The 16,880-nt window shown below is 44.3% G+C and carries 15 protein-coding genes; 6 read left to right on the forward strand and 9 right to left on the reverse strand.

Annotation, left to right across the window (positions count from 1 at the left end; genetic code table 11):
- Positions 1 to 11 precede the first annotated feature (11 nt).
- From HRU80_16160 to HRU80_16185, 6 genes are all read left to right on the forward strand, one after another.
- Positions 12 to 992 (forward strand): redoxin domain-containing protein, encoded by a 981-nt coding sequence (locus tag HRU80_16160; protein ID QOJ30322.1) that lies wholly within the window; start codon positions 12 to 14, stop codon positions 990 to 992.
- An 11-nt stretch (positions 993 to 1,003) separates the two neighbouring features.
- Positions 1,004 to 2,305 (forward strand): DASH family cryptochrome, encoded by a 1,302-nt coding sequence (locus tag HRU80_16165; protein ID QOJ30323.1) that lies wholly within the window; start codon positions 1,004 to 1,006, stop codon positions 2,303 to 2,305.
- A gap of 301 nt (positions 2,306 to 2,606) precedes the next feature.
- Positions 2,607 to 3,962 (forward strand): ABC transporter permease subunit, encoded by a 1,356-nt coding sequence (locus HRU80_16170; GenBank protein ID QOJ30324.1) that lies wholly within the window; start codon positions 2,607 to 2,609, stop codon positions 3,960 to 3,962.
- A complete protein-coding gene (locus HRU80_16175; GenBank protein ID QOJ30325.1) occupies positions 3,955 to 4,701 on the forward strand; it encodes an amino acid ABC transporter ATP-binding protein in 747 nt (248 codons plus the stop codon). Before HRU80_16170 ends, HRU80_16175 begins: the two co-directional genes overlap by 8 nt.
- An 8-nt stretch (positions 4,702 to 4,709) precedes the next feature.
- Positions 4,710 to 6,350 (forward strand): hypothetical protein, encoded by a 1,641-nt coding sequence (locus HRU80_16180; GenBank protein ID QOJ30326.1) that lies wholly within the window; start codon positions 4,710 to 4,712, stop codon positions 6,348 to 6,350.
- Between the two features lie 87 nt (positions 6,351 to 6,437).
- The gene (locus HRU80_16185) at positions 6,438 to 7,622 is read left to right on the forward strand and encodes a class I SAM-dependent RNA methyltransferase (GenBank protein QOJ30327.1); all 1,185 of its coding nucleotides are present in this window, start codon (positions 6,438 to 6,440) and stop codon (positions 7,620 to 7,622) included.
- 214 nt (positions 7,623 to 7,836) lie between these two features.
- Here the strand turns inward: HRU80_16185 and HRU80_16190 are convergent, their stop codons facing one another.
- The 9 genes from HRU80_16190 to HRU80_16230 form a co-directional block, all read right to left on the reverse strand.
- Positions 7,837 to 8,112 (reverse strand): hypothetical protein, encoded by a 276-nt coding sequence (locus tag HRU80_16190; GenBank protein QOJ30328.1) that lies wholly within the window; start codon positions 8,110 to 8,112, stop codon positions 7,837 to 7,839.
- Positions 8,113 to 8,119: 7 nt separating this feature from the next.
- Entirely contained in the window at positions 8,120 to 8,683 is a 564-nt protein-coding gene (locus HRU80_16195; protein ID QOJ30329.1) for a hypothetical protein, read from the reverse strand.
- Positions 8,684 to 8,702: 19 nt separating this feature from the next.
- On the reverse strand, positions 8,703 to 9,128 hold the full coding sequence (locus HRU80_16200) for a hypothetical protein (GenBank protein ID QOJ30330.1): 426 nt from the start codon (positions 9,126 to 9,128) through the stop codon (positions 8,703 to 8,705).
- A gap of 333 nt (positions 9,129 to 9,461) precedes the next feature.
- Positions 9,462 to 10,394: a T9SS type A sorting domain-containing protein gene (locus HRU80_16205; GenBank protein ID QOJ30331.1), complete on the reverse strand. Its 933-nt coding sequence runs from the start codon at positions 10,392 to 10,394 to the stop codon at positions 9,462 to 9,464.
- Positions 10,395 to 11,200: 806 nt separating this feature from the next.
- Positions 11,201 to 11,464 (reverse strand): hypothetical protein, encoded by a 264-nt coding sequence (locus tag HRU80_16210; protein ID QOJ30332.1) that lies wholly within the window; start codon positions 11,462 to 11,464, stop codon positions 11,201 to 11,203.
- Between the two features lie 556 nt (positions 11,465 to 12,020).
- Positions 12,021 to 12,242, reverse strand: coding sequence for a T9SS type A sorting domain-containing protein (locus HRU80_16215; GenBank protein ID QOJ30333.1), 222 nt, complete (start codon positions 12,240 to 12,242; stop codon positions 12,021 to 12,023).
- A gap of 200 nt (positions 12,243 to 12,442) precedes the next feature.
- Positions 12,443 to 13,603: a hypothetical protein gene (locus HRU80_16220; protein QOJ30334.1), complete on the reverse strand. Its 1,161-nt coding sequence runs from the start codon at positions 13,601 to 13,603 to the stop codon at positions 12,443 to 12,445.
- Positions 13,603 to 14,580, reverse strand: coding sequence for a hypothetical protein (locus HRU80_16225; protein QOJ30335.1), 978 nt, complete (start codon positions 14,578 to 14,580; stop codon positions 13,603 to 13,605). Before HRU80_16225 ends, HRU80_16220 begins: the two co-directional genes overlap by 1 nt.
- A gap of 212 nt (positions 14,581 to 14,792) precedes the next feature.
- Positions 14,793 to 16,049: a glucosyl transferase gene (locus tag HRU80_16230; GenBank protein ID QOJ30336.1), complete on the reverse strand. Its 1,257-nt coding sequence runs from the start codon at positions 16,047 to 16,049 to the stop codon at positions 14,793 to 14,795.
- Positions 16,050 to 16,880 lie beyond the last annotated feature (831 nt).

Genomic DNA, 16,880 nt, shown 5'->3' on the forward strand with positions numbered 1-16,880 from the left:
TGAAAACGGAAATGATTAAACATAACGGAAAAATGCATCCCCTCTGGATGGAGCAGTGGCTTAAAGCTGCAGCTCTCTATAATCTTTTATGGGGCGCATGGGTGGTATTTTTTCCTTCCCATTTTTTTCTTCTGGCAGGTCTTCCCCTCCCGCAATATATACATATCTGGCAGGGAGTGGGGATGATTGTGGGTGTCTATGGCATCGGTTACGGCATTGCAGCGTATGACCCTTACCGCCACTGGCCCATTGTGCTGGTTGGTTTTCTCGGAAAACTTTTCGGACCCATCGGCATTATCTGGTTTGTCCTCCGCGGAGAAATGGATCCCGCATTCTTATATATAAACATCACCAATGATATCATCTGGCTTGTGCCGTTCGGCATCATGCTGTATCGTGCAGCCAGTTACCATCAGAACAGTGAACTGGAGCATGAAGTAAGTTTTAACGATTCAATCCGGAAAGTCCGTACCAATACCAGGCTTAGTCTCTATGAAGCATCAAAGCGCTTTCCCCTGCTGGTGGTTTTTCTGCGCCACTCCGGGTGCACCTTCTGCCGTGAAACAGCGGCTGAGTTAGCCGGACTTCAGACTCCCCTCCGTAAAAGCGGCAAACGGCTGGTGATTGTTTCCCTCATGCCTCATCAGAAAGCGGATGAGTTTTTAGGCAGTTACGGTATATACGACTACCATCATGTAAGCGATCCGGCCGGAGACCTTTACCGCGCGTTTAATCTGCGGCGCGGAAGCTTTCTGCAGTTATTCGGACCAAAAAACTGGCTGCGCGGTTTTGAAGCAGGCCTTCTTAAGAAACATGGCATTGGTATGCTTGACGGTGACGGCTTCAGAATGCCGGGCGCCTTCCTGCTTCACAACGGAAAAATCGTCAAGCAGTTCCGCCACTCCTACGCGGGTGAGAAGGTTGACTATGCCTCATTTGCGGAGTTCACTCCGGAAGCCGCACGGAAACGGCCCAGTTCGGCCAGAAGGTAGTATATATAACTGTGACTGACCGGGCTAAAAAACGGATTCTTCTCTGGTTCAGGAATGACCTCCGCGTTCATGATAACGCTCTGCTCGCCTCGTTGCCGGCCGGAGCAGAAGCAATACCTGTATATATATTTAATCCGGTGCAGTACCGGAAGACAACGTACGGCTTCCCTAAAACCGGCGCATTCAGAAAGCCGTTCATTGAACAGGGAGTAACGGCACTGAAGGAAAATCTGAAAAAGATGGGAAGCTCGCTGATCATTCAATCAGGGAATCCGGCGGAGATTCTCAGCAATATTGCCGGCCGCACCAATGCAGACACCCTGTTTTTTACCAAAGAACATACCGCTGAAGAACTGCTTGAAGAAGATCAGGTGCGTAAAGCGCTTCCCGGACTTCATATACAGTCTTTTGAACAGCGTTCGCTTATTCACCCATCAGATCTTCCTTTTATGCTTTCGCAGCTTCCGGATGTCTTTACACCCTTCCGCAAAGAAGCTGAAAAGAATCTGAAAATCCGTCAGCCGCTTCCGGTACCGTATATATTACCTCCGCTGCCCGCGGAGCTGCAGAACTATCCTGATGATTATTCCGCTCTTGGAGAGGTTGAATACAGCATGACAGATGACCGCGGCGTAATGACCTTTCACGGCTCAGAAGAAGCAGGGCTCAAACGGCTTAACCGCTATTTCTTTGAAACGAAAGCAATAGCTACATACAAGAAAACCAGAAACGGACTTCTCGGAGCAGATTACTCTTCCAAGTTTTCACCATGGCTTGCAACCGGCGCTCTTTCTCCGCGCCTGATCTATTCCGAACTGAAGCGGTTTGAGCAGGAGCATGGCGCAAATGAGTCAACCTACTGGCTTCTCTTCGAACTGCTCTGGCGGGACTACTTCCGCTTTGTTGCAATGAAATACGGCAGTCTCATATTTCAGAGGCAAGGCATCAGGGGCTCAGGCGCAAATCTGAACATTAACCGTAAAGCATTTGATCTTTGGGCAGGGGCAAAAACAGGCGAGCCATTTATTGACGCAAACATGACCGAACTGAATACCACCGGCTTTATGTCCAACCGGGGAAGGCAGAATGCGGCATCCTATCTGATCAACAATCTTAAAGGAGACTGGCTTGCCGGTGCCGCGTATTTTGAATCCATGCTGATTGACTATGATCCCTGCAGCAACTGGGGCAACTGGATGTACCTTGCCGGGGTGGGCAACGATCCCCGCGAAAACCGTGTGTTCAACACCGCGCGGCAGGTGAGCATGTATGATCCGCAGGGGAAGTATATATCGCACTGGCTCGGTGACTGAGCAACTCTGCTGAGTAATTCACCCGCTGAGTAAAATTCTCTCCTGCTTCCGGCGGGATCAGCCTCTTTCCCTTCTCCTGAACCGTCACAAGCCGGGTCATGATTTTTTATTGTGTGCAATTCATATTTCGGTTATTTTCCGTGAGTAAATTTATTCATTCCTTAAGGTTTTTCCCGGACACACTGAGCTGAAAAGATTTCTCTACATCCTTCTGGTTTTTACCGCACTCCTCAGCTTTGCTGAACTGAGAGGGCAGGAAAAACTTCTCTGGGGAGCCGACCCGAGCGGCGGCGCTCCCTATGTGTTTGCTGATCCCTCCAATCCCCAGGTTTATATCGGTTTTGATGTTGAGGTGGCTGATGCCATAGCAAAACAGCTCGGCATGGAAGCAGAACTGGTTCCCACCGACTGGACCTCCATCGTCGAATCACTCAAGAGGAAAGAATTCAGAGTGATCATCAACGGATTTGAACCGACCTCCGACCGCGCGAAACAGATCAACTTCAGCAAACCTTACTATATTTTTCAGCTTCAGCTCACGGTCAGAAAAGAACAGCAGGGCATAGACTCACTTGCTGACTGCATAGTTCAGAAAAAAACCGTCGGCACCCTTGCCAACTGCGCTGCTTCCCGCCTGCTTGCCAGCAGCGGAGCTGTATATATAGAATACCCCGATCCGGTCGCGGCCTATGTTGATCTTGAATACGGACGCATTGACGCGGTACTGATGGATGTCCCCATGGAAATGTTTTACGCCCGCAAAAATCCAGCTTTCAAAAATGTCGGGCCTCTTTTTCATCCGGGCACTTATGTTGTCGGACTCCGGAAAGATGACACAGAACTTCAGCAGCGTATAGACAACGCCATTGATACACTTGTTGCCAACGGTACCATTGAACGGATTATGAGAAAGTGGGAACTGTGGGATAATCAGCAGTATAACCTGCTCAGCGGAACCGGAGATTTTCAGATAACAGGCCGGACCTTTAACTGGAGTGAAGCACTCATCAAACTGCTGAAGGCAGCGCTGGTAACCATACTTATTGCATTCGGCTCAATGATTATCGCCATGGTGCTTGGCGTTCCTCTTGCATTCGGGCAGACCTACGGCTCTGCACCGGTCCGCTGGCTCTGCACTGCATATATAGAATTTTTCAGAGGCACACCGGTTCTGGTTCAGCTTCTGTTTCTTTATTTCGGTCTTCCCGTTATCGGCATTGTCTTTCCGGGATGGCTGACTGCACTCATCGGGCTTGGGCTGAACTATGCCGCGTATGAGTCACAGATATACAGAACCGCGTTTCAGGCAGTGCCGCAGCGGCAGTGGGATGTTTCCTACTCTCTTGGCATGAAGCCCTTCCTCACCTTCAGACGGATTATCTTTCCGCAGGCATTCCGCATTGCGCTGCCCCCCATGACCAATGATTTTGTTGCACTCTTTAAAGATACCTCAACCGCTTTTGCAATATCCGTATGGGAACTTGCAACTGCTTATCGTGAGATGGCAAACGCTACCGGACAGTTCCTGCTTCTGGGTGTTGTTGTGTCAGTCTTTTATCTGATGATGAGTCTGCCTCTTGCCCACTATGCAAGAAAGCTGGAAAAGAAATTCAGCCCCTCAAAAGGGAACGGAAAGGAGGCGCTGCGCCTTGATTAAGATCGAAGGTCTGCGCAAGCGCGCCAACGGCGAATATATATTAAAGGATATCAACTTCCGGCTTCCATCGGGTTCGGTGCTGGGCATTATCGGCGAGTCCGGCAGCGGAAAAACCTCTCTGCTGATGTGCCTGACTGCACTGCAGAATTTTGACGCGGGCTCCGTTACCGTGAAGGATATGACCGTTGCCAGCGGATCGGTCAGCAACAAGGATGAATATATATGGAACTACCGCCGGCAGATCGGGGTGGTGTTTCAGCACTTGTATTTATTCCCGCATCTGTCGGTTCTGCAGAATATCATCGAAGCGCCGGTGCATGTTCTTCACCAGCCGCGCGCTGATGCCGAAGCCAAAGCCATGGAACTGCTCGGCAAAGTAGGCCTTAGCCATAAGGCGGATGACTACCCGGAAGACCTTTCCGGCGGCGAGCAGCAGCGGGTTGCTATCTGCCGCGCGCTTGCCATGAATCCTGAAGTGCTGCTGCTTGACGAACCAACCAGCGCGCTTGACCCCCGCTACAGTTCTGATGTTCGCTCCCTGCTGCAGGAGTTCGTCAGCAAGGGGCATACGGTTATTATTGTCTCCCATTCGCTGAATTTCCTCCGCGGATTTGCAACGCATCTGATATATATGGAGAAGGGGGAGCTTATTGAGTTTGACACAGCAGAGAAATTCCTTGACTCGCCAGGCGATGAACGAACACGGAATTTTCTCAGCCATTTTCTGCAGGTAATCTGATTCCGGCCATGAAGTCTCTTGCCGGATTTCTCCTCCTCTTCACCCTTACCCTCTGCGCACAGCCGTTCAGGGTAACCTCATCAGGAAACATCACCTTCCGGGCAACTCAGACTGACAGTTCCTTCACCGTCAGGTATAATGCTCTCTCAGAGAATACGAACCTGCTTATTGCATTTCCTTTCCGGCAGATACTTCCTCAGGATTATGCTATTCACTGGAGTATCTCCGTCACAGGGCAGCTCACCGGTTACCGTATATACCTTTCAGATCAGGAGGGAGTCAGGTGGAAAGGTGTAAAAAAACTCACTGCACAGCGCAGGGGTAAAGAGTCCGTCAGCAAAGCGCACTTCAGCCGGCCGTCTGATTCAGGCATAGTGTCTCCGGTGAGCATAGATTCTCTTTATATATCACTCTTTATTAAGAAAAAGGGGAAGGGTACGGTTACCTTCGGCGGATTCAGAACTGAAGAACTGTATCTCACCGCAAAACGGGAGATGATGCCGGTTATGCTCACTCCCTCAGGCCAGGATATCGCATCTCTGCTGCTGGACGGTGACATAAACACCCATTATACATTTTTGCCGGGCAAACATCTGCTGCGGCTCGATTACCACAATCCCCGCTCACCGGGGGCACTGGCAGTCAAGAGAAAAGAGACATCCCCTCTTACCGTTACTATCTACCGCTCTGAAGGTAAAAAGAGAGTTTTACTGGCCTCAGCGGAAAAGAGCAGCAGAGAGAAGATATATATTCCATTGTCTGAACATGAATCCGCGGAGTACCAGATTGAATTCTCCTTGCCGGATACACTCCGGCTTGCTGAAATTTCTCTCCTTCCGGCAGAGACGAACGATCACCCTGTTCATCTTTACCGCTTCATGGCAGAAGAAACAACTACCGGATATTATCCGCGGGGATATAGCGGCAAAGCAGCAGAACGGACACTCCTCTGGAAGAACAGCGGCAAAGAGGTATATATAAGCAGTGACGGACAAATAGAGCTTCCCCATGCCGGATTCATGGTTGATCCTTTTATCAGAATCCTTGATGAAACCGGGACATACCGTACGGCGAAAAATTATCTCCGTTATGCTCCTGACTCCTCCAGAGTATATCATGTTAACAGAGCATATCAGTATGGGGAACTTTGGGTGCGCGCGTTTTGTGATTCCGTGAACGGAACTCCCTATCTTAATCTGATTTATGAAGCAGCAAATCTTCATCACTTTAAGATTAAAGGAAAAGTGTTCATCTCAGTCAGACCTCTTGGAAGTGCCCCTTACTCCGCGGAGAATATGACTGCATCTGATGATTTCCGGATATATTCAGCGGAACAGAAAGGTTCTTCTCTGCTCATCAATAAAACGCAGCAGGTGCATCTTTTGACCGGACCGCAGTCAGCGGGGGGATACGCTTTCCTGAAATGCGATTATATACCGGCCCTGCCGGGGAGCAGTCATTTCCCCTCTCTTCCCCTTGCCGATCCTTCCGGACTTGGCACTCTGCTTCTTTCGTATGATTTTACTCTTATCCCCGCTTCACGGCGTCTGATTTTTCTTTCGCTTCCCCTTGAAAAAGAGAAAACTCCGCTCCCGGAATCCTACAGGAATCCTGATCAGCGGATGAGGCCGTATCTTCCCGTTAAGTAAACCGTGCATCACAGAAGCCCCCTGCCCCTGAATAGGCGCTACCTGCTTATATTACCATTGTAAATTTTAACCGTTATAAGGATTACCATGTTTGATTTTCAGTCCGGCGCTCCCTTTTTTGCACAGGCACCCGGCATGATGGAAGAGATGTGCGAGCAGGAACTGAAAGAGCTTGGCGCGGAGGCAACCAGGGTAAGCTACCGCGGAGTCTATTTTAAGGCAGACCTCAAAACGCTTTACCGCATCAACTACTCAGCCCGGATGATCTCCCGCGTGCTTGCACCGCTGACCGGATTCTTCTGCCGCTCAACTGATGTGCTCATCGAAAAAGCGCGTAAAATTGCATGGGAAGAAATCTTTTCGCTGAACCAGACCTTCTCCATCACCGCATCAGTGGCAAAAAGCCAGATAACCAATTCCCTCTATGCTTCCCAGTGCCTGAAGGACGGCATTGTTGACCACTTCCGTGATATATACGGCAGGCGTCCTGATGTTGACACGGTGAACCCCGATGTGCGCTTTAATCTGCATATCGAAAAAGATAAAGCGGTCATCAGTCTTGATACCTCAGGCGACTCACTTCATAAACGGGGCTACCGCCTGCTTGCCGGAGAAGCGCCGATGCAGGAGACCCTTGCCGCGGCTATCATCCGGGTTACTGAATGGAACGGTGAGCAGCCGCTGTGGGATCCGATGTGCGGCTCCGGCACGCTGCTCTGCGAAGGACTGATGCACTATTGCCGCATTCCCGCTCAGTATCTCAGAAAAAAATTCGGTTTCTTTGCTCTCCCCGGTTTTACTAAAGATGCATGGGAGCAGCTAAAAGCAGAACTTGACTCACAAATACGCCCTCTGCCCGAGGGACTGATCAGCGGCAGTGATAAATATCAGCGCATCCTTAACACCGCGCAGGATAATCTTTCACGCCTTCCTTTTGGTGATAAGGTAAAACTTTCCTGCCATCCTTTCAGCCATGTTAATGAATATAAAAACGGGGTGCTGGTGGTTAATCCCCCTTACGGCATCCGGCTGGGTGAAATTGAAGAAGTGCGGGTATTATATAAAGAGCTCGGAGATTTCCTCAAACAGCGCTGCCCCGGCACCACTGCGTATATATACATGGGTGATCCTTCGCTGCGAAAAGAAATAGGACTGCGAACCTCCCGCCGCGTTCCTTTAGTTAACGGCAAACTCGAAGGAGTCCTGGTTAAAATCGAAAGCTACGAAGGAAGCAAAAAAGCCAAGTGGCGTGATGCAGAAAACACTCCGTGAGATACGCGGCAAGTTATGTTCCGGAATGTAACACTAATTGCCACGAATTTGAAAACACTAATTTTCACGAACTGACTGCCCGGCTTTAGTGAAATTCGTGCTCTTAATTTGTGCAATTCGTGTTAACCTCAGTGCAATCTGCGTAATTCGTTTAATCCATGATCATAGTTTTACACTAATTGCCACGAATTTGAAAACACTAATTTTCACGAACTTACTGCCCGGCTTTAGTGAAATTCGTGCTCTTAATTTGTGTAATTCGTGTTAACCTCCGTGCAATCCGTTTCATTCGTGAGATTCGTGGCAAAATACTCCGTGTAATCTGCGAAACCTGACGCTTGCGCTCTGACTCATCACGTTCAGCAGCCCGCTGCACTGCTGCCGGATAAACTGCATAGGCAATAACTATAAAAAATCCCCCAAAAACAATTATGACCAGAAGAACCGGATAGACAATAGGATTTAAAGTACTAAAAAACTCCGTCATCATTCCTCAATTATGTACGCGCAGGTATCTTTATCCGGTGGCCGTTCTGACCATAGATAAAAAAACAAAAGTAGATAGTAACCGCAACATTAAGCCATGCAGACATAGTAAAATACTGGTCAACCACGCCGGCACCCTGCACAATAGTAATTATTCTTACCACTGAATTAATTTCCGACAGGGCAAAAACCGGAAAAAACATCTTAAGTTCACCGGATTCTAACATATCCAAAAACGCATCCTTTAATATAATAATGGTAATAATGGTATGCAGCACGCCTATAATACTTAGCTGGGCCAGCAAATCTGCCGGAGTCAGCAGAAATACAACAGCCATGGTAAGCACTAACAGATAGAAATGCAAATCGTTTTTCTTTTTTACCGTCAGGAAATAAAGAACCGGCACACCCAGCATAATATACCAATGATTTCCTTTTAAGCCCGCCACGCCATTAAATAAGGCGGCTGAAATTTCACCCAGCGCATACAGGGCGAATATCATTCCGTATCTCGCCTTCCGTTGCCGGAAGGCAGCAATGATACTCACTGCAAGAATTGTAACCGGAAGAATCATCTTTTGCCTCTTCCTTTGATCATTCTATACAATAAGGAGGACAGGGCAGGCCGACCTCCAGAATATATTCACCGCACCTGAGGGTAAACGCCCTCTCTCTTTGCTCAGCCGAAAGCAGTGCTGCCCCGCCCCGGGCAATCAATTCGGCGATCCGGGAAGTACTGTATATAGTCATAACCTTGTCACTGCTCAGCATAAAATTTCCGGGGTAAACAGCGCTCCTGTTTCTGTCTGCCACCACTATTTTCCCTTCGTTAATTCCAAACATCAGGTAGTCATCGGCGGTTTTTAGTATGTTTTCAAGCGACGCAGTGCTCATCTCAGCCCGCTCGGTTATTTTACCAAATCTTTCTTCCCTTTCACTCCGGCTGAAAATCTCTCCAACCTGAGCCCTTGTTTCTGTGTTACAGAGAAACAAAAGGAACAAAATAACTGTAATTAACAAATATTTTCTTTCACTGACAAAAGGAACCAAATTATAACAGACCATTTTTCTGCCTTTCTTTAAAGTTATGTATTCTATCCGTTTTTAATTTTTTTTCTTACATTTTTTGACCCCCTCCAGGAGACTTAACTATCATGTATTCTCAATTTACTTCACCTGCCGTGAGTTTCATTTTCGGGATCGACAGGGAAGCAAATTGCTTTTGTCATTCACCCCCAGTGCACATTCGCTGTAAACTGCCCCTGCTGCACCTCATAAAGCACGGCAGGGACAAACTTAAGTTCATAATTCATGCTTAATTCCGCCTGATCATACTTCATAATTCATTTATTGTCATTTCATCAACAACATCTTGCCTGTCTCGCGGATGATTTTGCCGGTTTCCCTGCCTTTGGTCTCAAGCATATAAAAATAGACTCCGCTGGCAAGGTCGTCTATGGTGCCGGTTATCTCCGGGGAAAACAGATAGTTATACTCTCCTGCTGACTGCTCCTCATTCACTCTTATTTCTAATAGTTCACCACGCAGTGTGTAGATATATAACTTAACATAACTCCGCTCATTAATCGTATAGCGGATGGTTGTGCTTGGGTTAAATGGATTTGGGTAGTTACCAACAATCTGGGTTTTTTCCGGAGTGGTTACCTCATTTCCGTTTTCCTTCGTTGAGGTCAGAAGGAGCTTAATGGGCTGGCTCGGCTTGGATTCATTAACAATACTATCAATCGCTGTAACAAAATAGTAGTAATTCCTGCCAGAGTCAGGCATAGGAATGGTAAAGTTGGTATCCTGTCCCGAATAGATAAGTTTATCAGGAAATGGCACAAACTGCTCTACGGTATCCTGATACAGCCGGTAGCCGGTCAGGTCGGTTTCATAGTTTTTTTGCCAGCGAAGGGTTAAACTGTTGGCAGTTATAATGGGAAGAACAGTAACCGGAGCACGAGGTGCAAGGTCAAGGTACTCATAACTCCTGCCGTAAGGCCCGCCAAGAGGACCAATGTCACTCCTTGTTCCGTCAACATCAAGTATATCAGGGTCACCAGCATCAATCAGAGGTGAATACTTCTGAAGCCGGAAATCCCCTGCATCTTCATCAACAAACATGGGAAAAAGAATTTTGTTAGTCGAGTCACCTTGAACACCGTCAAATAATTTGTTTACTTTCCATGCGGCATTGTATTTTATAACGGAAGGCTGTTGGGGGTCCGGTTTTATCGCAGCATCAGCATAGAGGATAAGATTATTGTACAGGTGATTTTCCAAACTGAGCGCTATACCAGCTCTGGTAAATTTCCCAGATATAAAATTATTATAAAATGTAATTTTCCAACCCATTATTCCATAAAACATATTATGAATATTAATAGGATTATTAGGATTAATGATTATATTATTTGCGACCAGATGCGGACCACCCGATAGCGGTCCACCGCCACCAGCTTGTTCTTTTAAATTGAATACATTGTTTATCATTGTCATGCTCAAATAAAATGTCGCCCAACTTTCCCAAAGATTAAAGATATTACCAACCAACTTTAAGGATGCACAATCTAGTCCAAGGGTTGACAAGTTTGGTGAACTGCCAAACGACTTAGTCAATTGTACTCTGCCATTTGGCGTGGCAATGAAACTTCCAGCCGAAGAAAGATAACAATCACGTATATAGACAGTGTCACCACATGGGGCTTTTACATAAATAGCTTTCGCATACGATTGATTAAAATTATTGACAACTCTCATTGCTTCTATAACAACCCCCTCATTAAATATATTTATAATGCCCGGAGTTGTTTCATTAACTTCCGGATAGCGTACTATACAGCTATCCTGCCCGGAACCAATGAGGGCAATTCGTTTTTGTATGATAATTTGTTCTCTGTATTCTCCTTTATCAACAAAAATTGTATCACCTGCATTTGCAAAGTTTATACATTTCTGAATACTGTCACATGCTGTTGCCGGAGTGGTGTATGGTGGGGTTGAACTTCCATTCTTACTGACATACCGGATTTCCGCAGAATTACTAACGGTCAACAGAATTAATATTATTATCGTTTTCATAGTCTGCCTCATTTCAACAAAATGGATTTTTTTACTGACCTAAAGCTGCCCGAAATTAGTTCGTAAAAATAAATTCCGCTGGGGAGCTCGGCTGCAGGTTTGTACGAGCGAAGCATAGTATAATCTACCACTAAGTCCTTAATCTGTGAGAAATTATTGGTTTTGGCCCAACCAAAGGGCTGATTGGCCGTAACCACCCCGTAAGGGAACTTCTGCTGAGCGTGAAGATTAATTGCGGCTGCTATTGTTAAAAAAAGCACACTCAGAGCCATGGGAAACCGTGTGCATATGCAAGAAATTGTTATCTTACTCATAATGAGTTCTTTCATTGTGTTCATTCTGGCAGAATGAATTTTAATAAGAAATCGTCTAAAGATCGACATAGCAATCTTCCTTCACTTTCATTCTGACCTTGTCTGCCAGCAAGGTCATTTCTTAGTAAATTTTTGCTTTTAAGATTCTATGCTTTCTCCAGATTTCATTAAAAGTCCTTAACCAGTAGAAAAATTAGTCCTCTGTTCTCATTTCACTCAGATAATATAAACAGTTTTTTTTCAACGCAACTAAGTAGAAATACGTAGTCTCGTCACTTTTTTTTACTTTTTTCACCTTTTTATTGATATCGGGCGGGGCTTTCTTCCCGCCGGATGATCTTTGTAGCGTTAATGCTCTGTTAACTTCACCTGCCATGACTTTCATTTTCAGGATTGACAGAAAACAGTTTGCTTTTGTCATCCACACCCAGTGCACATTCGGTGTTAACTGCCCCTGCTGCACCTCATTAAGCACAGCAGGGCCAAATTCGAATTCACAATTTACCACTCACTATTATTTGAGCAAGGTCATCTTTTTAGAGATTGTCTGCCCCTTGCCATAGCTGAGTTTATAGATATATACTCCGCTTGCGTGGCTGCTACCGTCAAATGGAACGGTGTATCTGCCTGCTGAGTAGCTGCCAGTGGCAAGTGTTGCGATCTCTTTGCCGAGTATGTCATATATTTTTAGTGTAACATCACTCTGCTCAGGGAGGGCAAACTCTATCTCAGTCACCGGGTTGAAGGGGTTGGGGTAGTTGCGCCCAATTAAATATTCATTGACAATTCATTATTACCGACATTTACAGACAGATGAAATGATCTTTCGCCAAGGAATTCTCTTTTTTTTACTAAAATTATTAAGAATGAATTCCATTTCCAACTAAAACTTTACAACCACGAGATAAAGTATTTTTTTCATTTTTGATTTCCTTATTATTGTTTGTTACCCTGCACTACTGCATAAACCTGAGATGATCTGTCAACGGCAAGGAATATTTTTTTTGATTTCGTCTTTACCATTTTCCTGAATGTGCTGTAATAGCTGTACGGTACCAATTCAGTAATATTTACCAATTCAAAATTCTTGCCGTTATAATGTGCATACAGATAATATGATCCGAATATCCAATAATCATTCGGACTGAATAATTTTATTGATAGTCCCATTCTTTCCAAAGACCTCAGTGGATACCCCAATTCTTCAAGATTAGTTGCCTTATATTTTAATTCTGAACCCTTGGATTGGAACATATAACTTTCCCATCCGCTCAGATAAATTGTTAAAGAATCAGTGAAAGCACACCTGCTCACAGCAATATCTGAATATACTGAATATCCACTATTAACCGGAATATCCAGATGGTTCCCGATGGAATCCTGAGAATCAAACAGTTTGGTCCATATATTATCGTAATGCCTCCACAATTGATAATAATTTAATCCGCCAACAGCAACTGATTTATATGCATATACATATATTTCATTTTTAGAAATACCCCTTACCTTAGTAAAATTGAACTCAGTCGGAGCTTTGGAATATACCCAGGAAGCAGTATACCCATCTTTGGTATAGACCATACCGTTATCACCAACCGCAACAAAATACCCTTTCTCATCTGTCCAAACACTGCGCAGCTCACCTGCGGTTGAGAACTGATAGCCCTTCCATTTCTTTGTACGGTTATCGAATTCACCAATTCCCGGTTTTGAGGGATTAATGGCCCAGTTACCTACTGATACCATATAAAAATCATCACCGGTTACATCATTTGCAACGTGTCTAATTTCTTCAACCGTTCCGTTTATATCCTTACTCCAGTGATTGCCATCCCAATGCAATCCAATATATCCTTTTCTGATACCATTTGAATCTAATTGAAAGATATCACCCATAACATAAGCGTCACTGTCAGAAAATGCCCAAATACCCCCAAGCCAGGATGGGAAAATTGCAATAGTATCCATCCGCCAGGTGTAATTTCTATCACCTTCCTGATAGGTGCAAATCTGTGGCTCCTGCGGAGTCACGGGATTATCTTTGCTGCAAGAGTTGAAGAGAATGATAATTCCTACCAAAATTATTATCCGTTCCATTATTCACCTGAAATAGTAACTATTGTTGTCATACTTGAGATATAATTTTGCGTTGGATATTGAGAATTAAAATGCAGCGAATATATACTTTCAGCATTTTGTCTTTTGATTCGAACACGAGAAACCACTCCCAAGTAATTTGCCAAACCATCTTGTGCAGAAAAAATCACTTGGGCAGTGTACTTTCCCAATTCGCTATCAAAAGTTGCTGTTATTGGGAATGAGGGATTTATTTGCCAGGGAAACTCTTGAGAAGGTGTTGTCGAAAAACATTTCATAGACTCAATCGAAAACAGATTGTTAGAGATAATCTTTATATAAGTATCGCGATTAGAAGGCCTTTTCCATTGAAATGCATACTGTGGTGGTATTGATTCAATTGTTGGTGTTACAGTTAAATTCAACTCTCCATTTGTAACCTGATATGATAGCGAAGGCAGTCCCTTCCATTTCACATCAGCAGTTTCAGACAATCTTACTGTTGATTGGTTTAGTACATTTCCCTGATAAATCACCCAACTGACAGGTGCGAGTAAATTTTCAATTTCATCCCTCAGCCAGGGAGCAAGAATTGTCAGCTCATTAATTTTTTCCTGAAGATTTTGATACTCCGTGATAATATTTGCGGCACTCAACGTTGACGCCGGCACATTAAGTGTGGGATTCAGGTTGACTGAGCCGCTATAGACAGGCGAGGCAGAAATATTTAAAGTAAGTACTATTTTTATAGCATTATCTGTGAGTGAAACTTGTGGTTTGTTCAACGAAATCATCCAGTTCACTCCTTGAGTTGTACCAGACCAACTCGTATTCATCGAAGCCCATTGACCGGCGATAAACCTGTTAATACCAGTAGAAGAAATACTGAACGATACAGGAATTGATCGTTCTTGCTCCGATTGGGCGTTCATAAAAACTGTTGGTAATAATATAATCACAAAGAATAATCTGGTAATTTTAGCAACTATTGATCGCATATTTTTTCCTGTTTTTTATTTGATGAATAATCCGTATCGGATAATATATTTTTTCGTTAAGCAGTATTTGATAATTACTGCATTGCAAAATCTCAATGGTATATTTTATTTGCTTTTTCGTATTCGTTGTTAAATGTTTTTTGGTGAATAATAATTTCATCTTCTTCCCATGGTTAATACAGCTTTTGTGCCCTGACCCCCTGTTGCAATTACTATATTGTTTTTACAGCAACTCTGCCATAAGCACCATTATTTAGATAAGTTTCTGGCAAATAGCTATGCCAGGTAGAACCGTTATAATGTAATATCAGACCAAATGCACCCACCACAAATATGTCATTAAGACCATTTGCCCTTACTGCGGTTTTATAGTAAGGTGGCTGGCTGATATCTCTTTTCCAAACTTCACTTGTGCTGGCTGAAATATAAAGACCATCACCTCCAATGATGTATTTACGTCTTGTCTTAAACCAAATTGAATTGAGTGCCCATGAAAGACCACTGTCATTTATCGGGGTTGCCTTATTCTCTTCAATGCTTAATAATGTCCTCCCTTCATCTATAAACTGATTTGATCCAACACAATGAATTTCCCATTTTTTACTCATTGTATTATAGTCACCCCAAACATCATTGATGTGCAGAGTAGTCCCGCTTTCAATTTTCTTCCAACTTGTACCGTTGTAATGGGCTATATTACCACTGTTGCCAACAATATATATATTACCACTACTACTGCCCCAAATTTTATTTACATAGGAGGGAAAGCTTATATTCATTGGTACATGCTTAAATGTGACTCCGTCCCACCTAACACCACCACCAAACCAAATGTCATTAGCATTAAATGCAAAAATTGCTCTTATCACAACAAATATTGGGTGGCCATTGTAATAGAATGGTATCCTTCTCAATTCCCATCTGCTCCCATCCCAATGAACAGCATTGTATGCATTCGGGTCAGGATTCCCCAGCGAATCTTTCATGTAAATTTCACCAACTGCACAAATATTATTTTCATCTATTATAGCAACATCGTAAAGGGAACTGCTCCCGACTTCACCGAAAGTAAAGGTCTCCCACGTAAAATTATGGCTGGTAGTATCCATAGTTCTTACTTCTGCGGTGTTGCTTATTTTATCATCATTGCCGTCATAGCGGATGATTGCACGGAATGAGTTATTGGTGGAGGGTTCAAGGTCTTCAAAAACTAAGAGGGTGTCACGGTTGAGTGAGAGTATCCGGTGGTAATCTTTGCCATCTTTCTGGATTGCCACATTTGCCAGTTGAGTAAGATTGTTAAACTTAAGCTCAAGCCACACCTCGGTGCAGGAGGCATCTAATGCTTCAAGGGTGATTTCTGTCAGCCCATACTGGCTGGCGGGTTCAGAGCATGAGTAAGAACTTAGGGTAATAAGCCCCATAGCCGCCCAGAAGAGCAGTTTAATATGTATAACACGAACGGGCATTGTTGCCTCATTTCTGTTTGTGAATAGAAACTTTTTTGTGCCAAAACAGGTAGTTTCAGCTGCATAAATACATCAAAAACCGCTAAAAAATGCAGTTTTGCAGTATTCTTAAAAACTCTTGGCTTAGAAATAAAAAAAAGGGGTTAACCTGTTCCCATAATCCTCATCCATCACTTCCCAAAAGGTATTTCATTTACCCAGAAAAATGAAACTTGCAAAGATTTTTCTTACTGCCTGTTAAAACATACGAAGATATTCTTTGATTGTCAACAGATTTGCTCAAATGTATTTAATCATAGAAAAATTTTTATGAGAATTTGCAGATACCGGAAAACATTCGACCCCGCCGGGGTTGGGAAGGTAAGGTGTTCTATATATATCTACCAGCCTGCAATCCCTCCGGGATTGTAATTGTAATTTTCCAGGACGTTGCAATCTCCGCCATTCATACATATATCAAGGCGATAGCAGCGTCTCAAATCCGGATGTCGTAAAAATCTTCATGTTCCTCCCTGAGACGCCGCAAATGCGATTAAGAATTATGCGTTATGAAGTTTGGATTATGAATTGATTTATTATTTTGGCAGAGACGTTGCATTCGCTGTGACAGATTTTTATATACCTATTATTTTTACGATTGCGTCGTCTCATTGTGTGTCTGCGTCTCACCGGTGTTTACAATCTATCTCCCCTGAGACGCCGCAAATGCAAAACATTGCCGTTAGCAAAATGTCCGGTTAGCATTTGCGACGTCTCTACAAAATTGATATTCATTTTTTCGTAGAGACGTTGCAATCGCCGCCACAGATATGTATAATCACATGAACCATC

It is taken from the genome of Ignavibacteriales bacterium (assembly GCA_015709675.1).
Classification (GTDB): domain Bacteria; phylum Bacteroidota; class Ignavibacteria; order Ignavibacteriales; family Ignavibacteriaceae; genus H2-BAC3.